The sequence below is a fragment of the Geminocystis sp. genome (genome assembly GCF_041753295.1).
GTDB lineage: Bacteria > Cyanobacteriota > Cyanobacteriia > Cyanobacteriales > Cyanobacteriaceae > Geminocystis.
Genome location: NZ_JBGSUU010000077.1, coordinates 1 through 7820 on the forward strand (window position 1 = coordinate 1; position 7820 = coordinate 7820).

Genomic DNA, 7820 nt, shown 5'->3' on the forward strand with positions numbered 1-7820 from the left:
AGATCAAAAATACTTAATAAACAAAAGTCAAAAAATCAATTTTAGTATAGTTTGAGTCAATTTTAATCCCTTTGTCCTTTGCCCCTTGCCCTTTGCCCTAGCATCACCAGTTAATTTTTAACGAGGTGCAAGATCTGAGTATAATGATTTTATTCACTTTCCATTAACAAAAGTACCTTTTCTATTAAATATGATGTCTGTGGTTTTGAATCTGATTTACTTTAGTGAACAATAATAAAATTAGGTTATCATAGGGTTATTTTGATTTTCTGATATTTTCTTTATTTTCTTCAAAATTGAGGTGTTAAAATCGGATCAATACATTAGTTTAAATTATGTAAATCCTGCTAAATTTTATGTCAACTTCTACTATTCTCTCTACTGTCGATGGTGTTAATTTACTCAAATCTACCTCAAATAACGATATATCATACTTAAGAACGGAAGCTGATCGCCTTCGGGAAGAACAAGTTGGAGAAACAGTGACTTATGTTATTAATAGAAATATAAATTTTACTAATATTTGTGAACAACATTGTAGCTTTTGTGCTTTTAGAAGAGATGCAAATCAAAAAGGGGCATTTTGGCTTAATTTAGAGGATGTTTTGGCAAAATGTGTTTTAGCAGTGGAAAAAAAAGCAACGGAAATTTGTATGCAAGGGGGTTTAAATCCTCAAGCAAAAATAAACGATAGTAGCCTTCAATATTATCTGCAATTGGTGAAGAGTATTAAAGATAATTTTCCACAATTACATTTACACGCTTTTTCTCCTCAAGAAGTGGAATTTATTGCTCGTCAAGATGGTTTAACCTATAGTGATGTTATTCTTGCTTTTAAAGATAATGGTGTGGGTTCGATGCCCGGTACGGCTGCTGAAATATTAGACGATACTGTGAGGCAAATTATCTGCCCTGAAAAACTTAATAGTGAAACATGGTTAGAAATTGTCTCTACTGCCCATCGTTTAGGGATGCCTACTACCAGTACCATGTTATGTGGACATATCGAAACTCATGAACAACAAATATCACATTTAGGTAAGCTGCGATCGCTACAGGAAACTGCCCTTGAAAAAAATTATCCTGCCAGAATAACTGAATTTATTTTACTGCCTTTTGTGGGAGAACAAGCTCCAAAACCCCTTAGAAATCGTGTGGGAAGAGATCAACCTGATTTACAATCAAGTTTAAAGTTAACTGCCGTTGCTCGTTTATTTTTAGGGGATATAATTCCTAACCATCAACCAAGTTGGGTTAAATTAGGGTTAGATGGTGCATTACAGGCTTTACAATGGGGATGTAATGATCTTGGTGGTACTCTCATGGAAGAACATATTACCACTATGGCAGGGGCTAAAGGAGGCACTTGTTTAGAGGAAGAAACCATCAAAAATGCGATCGCATCCATAAATCGCCCTTATCGTCAAAGAAATACTTTATATCAATAGTGGGTTGAGTTAGAGATTGACATTCAAAGTATCTTGTGTTATCTTTCTTGTTTTGTTCAAAATATAGATAACGATGAAAGCATTTTTATTTGTAAAAAAGCAATTCGATTCTTTCATCAGAGGAGATAACTTTTCAAAATCGGCTATTAACAATTATTATTCAATGACTTAATTATTGGTAACATAGATTAAGCAAATTTTTGACACCTTGAGAATGACTCATTTTTTTCCCCTCCCCCAGATAAATATCAATAAAATTCAAAAAACTATTATCTTATTTTTAGTCTCAGTATTTTTTATTGTTTTTCTTCACCCTCAGCAAGTTATCAGTCAATCATCTTTCCCTGAAATTAGAGGAGTTTGGCTAACTAAAAATGATACGGATGTATTATTAGATCGTCCGGGGTTAGAAAATAGTTTAAGAGAATTAGCGGATTTAAACTTTAATACTATTTACCCTGTAGTTTGGAATTCTGGTTATGTTTCTTATCCTAGTGAAGTGGCACAAAGAGTGGGCATTCCTCCTCTGGTGCGCTCTAGTGAACATAATAAGAATGTAATTGGAGATATTGTTGAAGAAGGACATTTAAAAGGATTATTAGTAATTCCTTGGTTTGAATTTGGTTTTATGACACCGCCATCTTCAGAATTAGCCATCAAAAATCCTCGATGGATAACGAATCGCCGAGATGGGAGTAAGATAGGTGAAAGTGCTGGTGGTTCAGTAGTTTGGCTGAATCCTTTTCATCCCCAAGTACAACAGTTTATCATGGATTTAGTTTTAGAAATTATCACCAAATATCCTGTAGATGGTATTCAATTTGATGATCATACTGTATTACCTAGAGATTTTGGTTATGATCCTTATACTGTAGCATTATATAAACAAGAAACAAAAAAAGATCCTCCAGCTAACTTTAAAAATGCCCATTGGGTGAAATGGCGTGCTGATAAAATTACTGATTTTATGGTGAGATTGAATAAAGCCGTCAAAGAAAGAAAACCATCAGCTATTTTTTCCGTCGCACCAAATCCTTATCATACTGCCTACAATATCTTTTTACAGGATTGGCATAAATGGGTAAATTTAGGCATTGTGGATGAGTTAATTATCCAAGTTTATCGTCCTGATTTAAAAGCATTTGTCAAAGAATTAAACACTCCACAAATACAATCTGCTAGACAAAAAATTCCTACAGGTGTAGCTATTTTAACGGGATTAAGAAATAAACCGACTCCCATTACTTTAATTGAGGATAAAGTGCGACAGGCAAGACGATACCGTTTAGGAGTAGCTTTTTTCTACTATGAAACTTTATGGGAAAATACGACTACCGAAAGTGATGATTTACGCAAAGCCGTTGTTAGAGCATTATTTTTTAATCCTCAACGACGAAATTAACTAATTTTTTTCCATTTTTTCAACAGATAAAGAATTACATAATAAGCAACAAAACTAAAACACAAACCAACAATAAAAGAGCCTAATAACAAGGTAGTAGTAATTTCTGTACCTAAATCACTAATTTGTTTTAAAGAATCCCAACTAAATTCTATGTGATGATTATCAATAAAAAAACTCAAACATAATTTACCGACTTGAAAATTAAATAAAAATAAAGGAACATAAGTAAAAGGATTACTAATCCATGTACCGATGATGGCGGTAAATTTATTACCCTTAAAGATAAAAGCAAAAATTATCGCCATAACAAATTGTAAGCCAATAAGGGGAAAACACCCTGCAAAAACTCCTGCAGCAAAACCCCTAGCAATTTTGTGAGGATTTTCTTTTAATCTCAATAATCGCAACTTATAATAATCCCAATATCTTTTTATTGATAGTGATTTTCGTCTTTTCTTCACATTGTGTTGCATTAAGTTTTTATCATATATTTGATAATTTTATTAATCATTCACTAATTTTATGATTACATTCCAGACATAGTTGATACTTAGTTAAGATGTTATTTATCAATAATTGTTCATTATTAATTATTCTATGAATAGTACCCAAATTCCTCTGTTTCCTCCTCGCAGTTTAGAAGAATTAGTCGCTGATATTAAAATTTTAACAGCTGAAATTCAGGAGTTATATTGTCAAGATAATTTTCCTTGGATTATTGGTTACAGTGGCGGAAAAGACAGTTCTTGTATTGTACAGTTAATTTGGAATGCCATCGCAGGTTTACCCGTTGAAAAACGTCAGAAAAAAGTTTATGTCATCACCACAGATACTTTAGTGGAAAATCCGATTGTTGCCCATTGGGTAAAAGATTGTTTAAAACAAATGGAAATCGCCGCCTTTGCCCAAAAAATGCCTTTTGAGCCTCATTTACTAACTCCTGCGGTTAAAGATACCTTTTGGGTGTGTTTGATGGGAAAAGGCTATCCTGCACCTCGTCACGGATTTCGGTGGTGTACCGATAGAATGAAAATTCAACCAGCAGATAGTTTTATTAGGGAAAGTGTCCGCAATAATGGAGAAATTATCCTTGTTTTAGGGGTTAGAAAAGCCGAGAGTGTTACTCGTGCTAAAAATATGGAAAAACACGCCAAAGGTAGATTTCGTGACCGTTTAAACCTTAATTCTCGTTTACCTAATTCTTATATTTATACTCCTATTGAAGATTGGCGTACTGATGAAGTTTGGTTATACTTGTTACAGTGGAAAAATCCTTGGGGAGGAGATAATCAAGATTTATTCGTTATGTATCGGGGGGCGACTGCTGATAACGAATGTCCTTTAGTAGTTGATACTTCAACCCCTAGTTGCGGAGATTCTCGCTTCGGTTGTTGGGTATGTACCATGGTAAGTAAAGATAAATCTATGGAGGCTATGATTCAAAATGATGACGAAAAAGAATGGTTACAACCTTTATTAGATATTCGCAACGAATTGGATATAAAAAATGATCGAGATAAACGAGATTTTCGCCGTATTTACGGAAAAGTAGAGTTATTCGAGCGTAATGTAGATGGTGATACTTCCATTGAGCCTATTCCTGGTCCTTACCTTAAAAAATGGCGCGAATATTGGTTAACAAAGGTATTAGAAGCACAAGTCAGTATCCAAAAATTTGCACCTCCAGAATTTCAAAACATTGAGTTAATCACTACGGAAGAATTAAGCGAAATTCGTCGTATTTGGTTAGAAGAAAAACACGAATTTGATGATAGTTTACCTCGTATTTATAAACAAATTACGGGAAATGACTTTATAGATCCTCGTATTGGTGCTAATAATAGTTTACTGGGCATTGAAGAATGGCAAATTTTAGAGGAATTATGTGAAGATGAAATGCACTTAGAATTAATGACTAAATTACTAGATACTGAGCGTCAGTTTTTCACTAAAATTCGTCGTATTGGTATTTATCAATCCTTAGAAAAATGTTTTGAAACCAGTTCACGATCTAAAGAAGAAGCCATCGCTAACGCTCATTATATCAGAGATGTTAAAAATGCAGCTAAACAAGGAGACATTAAAACCTTACAACAAAAACTCACCTGGGGAAATTTAAAATATGCTCACCAAAAAAAGGAGGAATTAGAAGAATAAAAAATTAGGATTCCTTACTCTTTCGGCATGGCGGCAAAAATAGCATCACCATCGATAGTTACAATAATATCACCATTTTCTTTTATCCAATATCCTCTCAAAAAAGGTGCTAAATCAGGAGTAACCGCCGAAGCTGGAGGAGAATGTAACTTGTCAGTGTCGCAAAATTCAATATCATTAACGTCACTCACAATTAATCCCACTAAATCCCCCGAAGATCTATTTTTACGATCTTGTGTACTAGGATGAATAACCACCGCTTTATGATGAGAAGAAACCACCGATTGTTGATACCAAGGGGTAAAACCTAAAAGTTGCCCTAAATCAATCATCCACACAATTTCCCCTCGCCAATTATAAACACCAATTACCCAAGAAGGCATTTCTGGAATAGCAATAATTTGTCCGAAAGGAATTTTTAACACTGCTGCAATTTCTGATAGTGAAATCATTAAATTTGTATCAGGTAACAGCACAAATCTTAAAAACTGTTGTCTTTCGGAGACTAAATTTTTTCTTTGAGAGGAGAAAGGAAGTATTTGTTCACTCATAACTCGAAAACTGTCTTTTATGTTAATTTTTTAAACCTTGAATAACAGGGGAAATTGATTCACCCTGAAATAAATTAGTTATGTAACTATTTGATTAACTTTTTCACTGCTGAAAATAATTCATTTTTATCCACAGGCTTGGGAATATAAGCATCAGCACCTTGTTTCATTCCCCAAAATTTATCCATTTCACTGCCTTTAGTAGAGCAAATAATAACGGGTACTTTTGCTGTATTTGCTCCAGCTTTTATTTCTCTACATACTTCAAACCCACTTTTACCGGGTAAAACAACATCAAGGATAATCAGATCTGGAATGTTACTACTAAGTTTATCTAGTGCTTCTTCGCCACTTTCCGCCGTAGTAACCGTTATACCTAATTCTTGTAAATAACTAACTAATATTTTTCTTTCTGTAGAAGAATCATCTACAATCAGTGCATTTCCCATAAGTTTAAATCTCTATTTATTATATAGCAGAAAACGAGTTGATTAGGACATTATCAAAGCCTAAGAAGTAATTATAATCTATATTTATCCTTTGTCCTTTGTCCTTAATTTATTTGTTAATTAATTAAGATACCGTTAGTTTTAAATGTTTCCGAATTGTATCTAACACTAAAGCCGTATCTACTGGTTTACTAATAAAATCCGTAGAGCCCACCATTTTAGCTCTTACTCTATCTACTAAACCATCATTTCCTGTCAAAATGACGATAGGAGTATGTTTGAAAAAAGTTAATTTTCTTAATTGACTACAAATTTCATAACCATTAGCATTCGGCATGATTAAATCTAAAAAGATTAAGTCTGGTTTTTTTGATAGTAAAACAGCAATGGCGCGTAAAGCATCATTAACACCGATAAAGTTATAACCTGCGGTGGTAATAATTTTTTCCATAGTTTGACAAATTAAAGGACTATCATCAACACAAGCAATGGTAATTTTTTGATTATTTAAGGCTCGATCATCAAGATCGTTATGTTGTGGCAGTTTCGGCGGTTCAATATCCGATATTTCGATTAGACGAACTAAACCTCTTTGAACATAGGGTAATAGAGAACGAGTGACAGTAACAACATCTCTTTTCATTCTCACGGATAAATCCCGAAGAGTTTGTTGCCCGTCTAATAATTGACTTAAGGTTTGATAAATTTGGGGGTTAGTTTGTTGTTCTAATTCTTGAGGTTGGGTGATAATGGGGGCCATATCTGGAGATCGATCCGCAATCTTCGCTGTTTGCCACCCTTGCCATCCTTTTTGTGCTTCTATAATTACTTGTTCTGCATCGATTAATACCAAACGAGTGGAAAAGGGTAAATTTTTATCCGCTTTGAGTTCACAAGTAACCTGCATTGCTTGAGTAACATCAAATAAAACTTCCACAATAGTTTGACGAATCATTTTTGCAGCTTGTTCTAGGCTAACTTTTTGTTGTTCAACCCAGAAGCATAATAATTCATACTCCCAACAGTTATTATGATCATCTAATTCTAGGCGATCAACATCTCCTTGAATAGAAGTCATGTGAGAAGGGATATGAGGCAGATAAGCTACCAAATTACGGCGCCATCGTCTAACGGGATGATTTCCACCAGTGGCATAAACCAGTCGTCCTAAATAAAGATAAAATACCCATTTAGTTTGTCGTGGGCCTGTCAGCAAAAGTTGACCACTAAATCGAGGTTGTTTGAGATTTTCAAAAAAACCCGTTTGTTTTAAAGCGGTAAATTCTTTAAAGGGTATAGGATTAGACGTGTTTTCGCTAGAAGTCATTGATTCCTACTCAATTATATATACTGACAAATCGATCTAATTATCTTAGGTTATCATAATTATGAATGAATCATCACTTATTCGTCAATAACTTTAGGAGATAAAAAGGAAACGGGGAGTTAGGAGATAAAAAGGAAACGGGGAGTTAGGAGTTAGGAGATTGGAATTAGAAAGAATGTTGAATAATGTCTATAAACTCATTATTTAAAACCTGAAACCTGAAACCTGAAACCTAGGGCGTGTCATCAATTAAGCCAGATTATGATTGAAGCTAAATAAATACCTCCTTTTAAAATTTATTTTTCGTTTATCATATCTGGTAGCGATTGCTTTATACTGTTTTAATCTGGCAAAAAAGTTCTCTATTAAATGTCTTGCTTGATATAAATATTGGCGTTGCTGAATTAAGGTATGATTTTTAGATAAAGGGGTCAAATTATCAAAAATAAAAAAATGATACAATGTCCAGAGTGCGGGTCTAAA

Annotated in this window: 7 protein-coding genes; 3 read left to right on the forward strand and 4 right to left on the reverse strand. The window is 33.8% G+C overall.

All coding sequences use genetic code 11. The features are described 5' to 3' along the window. Positions 1 to 356 precede the first annotated feature (356 nt). Both cofH and ACEW8E_RS08415 read left to right on the forward strand, forming a co-directional pair. Positions 357 to 1448, forward strand: a complete 1092-nt coding sequence (gene cofH / locus ACEW8E_RS08410; protein ID WP_373479894.1) for a 7,8-didemethyl-8-hydroxy-5-deazariboflavin synthase subunit CofH — start codon at positions 357 to 359, stop codon at positions 1446 to 1448. Positions 1449 to 1662: 214 nt separating this feature from the next. Further along, entirely contained in the window at positions 1663 to 2850 is a 1188-nt protein-coding gene (locus ACEW8E_RS08415; RefSeq protein WP_373479895.1) for a glycoside hydrolase family 10 protein, read from the forward strand. On the opposite strand, the gene ACEW8E_RS08420 is transcribed toward ACEW8E_RS08415, so the two are convergent. After that, a complete protein-coding gene (locus ACEW8E_RS08420; protein WP_373479896.1) occupies positions 2847 to 3326 on the reverse strand; it encodes a DUF2062 domain-containing protein in 480 nt (159 codons plus the stop codon). The genes ACEW8E_RS08415 and ACEW8E_RS08420 overlap by 4 nt on opposite strands. A gap of 124 nt (positions 3327 to 3450) precedes the next feature. Here ACEW8E_RS08420 and dndC point away from each other — a divergent pair, with 124 nt between their 5' ends. Continuing rightward, entirely contained in the window at positions 3451 to 5010 is a 1560-nt protein-coding gene (gene dndC / locus ACEW8E_RS08425) for a DNA phosphorothioation system sulfurtransferase DndC (protein WP_373479897.1), read from the forward strand. A gap of 14 nt (positions 5011 to 5024) precedes the next feature. On the opposite strand, the gene ACEW8E_RS08430 is transcribed toward dndC, so the two are convergent. From ACEW8E_RS08430 to ACEW8E_RS08440, 3 genes are all read right to left on the reverse strand, one after another. After that, positions 5025 to 5561: a chemotaxis protein CheW gene (locus ACEW8E_RS08430; RefSeq protein WP_373479898.1), complete on the reverse strand. Its 537-nt coding sequence runs from the start codon at positions 5559 to 5561 to the stop codon at positions 5025 to 5027. Between the two features lie 86 nt (positions 5562 to 5647). Further along, the gene (locus tag ACEW8E_RS08435; protein ID WP_373479899.1) at positions 5648 to 6010 is read right to left on the reverse strand and encodes a response regulator transcription factor; all 363 of its coding nucleotides are present in this window, start codon (positions 6008 to 6010) and stop codon (positions 5648 to 5650) included. Between the two features lie 124 nt (positions 6011 to 6134). Then, positions 6135 to 7337: a response regulator gene (locus tag ACEW8E_RS08440; RefSeq protein ID WP_373479900.1), complete on the reverse strand. Its 1203-nt coding sequence runs from the start codon at positions 7335 to 7337 to the stop codon at positions 6135 to 6137. Between the last annotated feature and the right edge of the window lie 483 nt (positions 7338 to 7820).

What these genes read in the sequence shown, in the direction of transcription:
- cofH (WP_373479894.1), top strand. Translation starts at nt 357, where the DNA reads ATGTCAACTTCTACTATTCTCTCTACTGTCGATGGTGTTAATTTACTC.
- ACEW8E_RS08415 (WP_373479895.1), top strand. Translation starts at nt 1,663, where the DNA reads ATGACTCATTTTTTTCCCCTCCCCCAGATAAATATCAATAAAATTCAA.
- ACEW8E_RS08420 (WP_373479896.1), bottom strand. Translation starts at nt 3,326, where the DNA reads ATGCAACACAATGTGAAGAAAAGACGAAAATCACTATCAATAAAAAGA.
- dndC (WP_373479897.1), top strand. Translation starts at nt 3,451, where the DNA reads ATGAATAGTACCCAAATTCCTCTGTTTCCTCCTCGCAGTTTAGAAGAA.
- ACEW8E_RS08430 (WP_373479898.1), bottom strand. Translation starts at nt 5,561, where the DNA reads ATGAGTGAACAAATACTTCCTTTCTCCTCTCAAAGAAAAAATTTAGTC.
- ACEW8E_RS08435 (WP_373479899.1), bottom strand. Translation starts at nt 6,010, where the DNA reads ATGGGAAATGCACTGATTGTAGATGATTCTTCTACAGAAAGAAAAATA.
- ACEW8E_RS08440 (WP_373479900.1), bottom strand. Translation starts at nt 7,337, where the DNA reads ATGACTTCTAGCGAAAACACGTCTAATCCTATACCCTTTAAAGAATTT.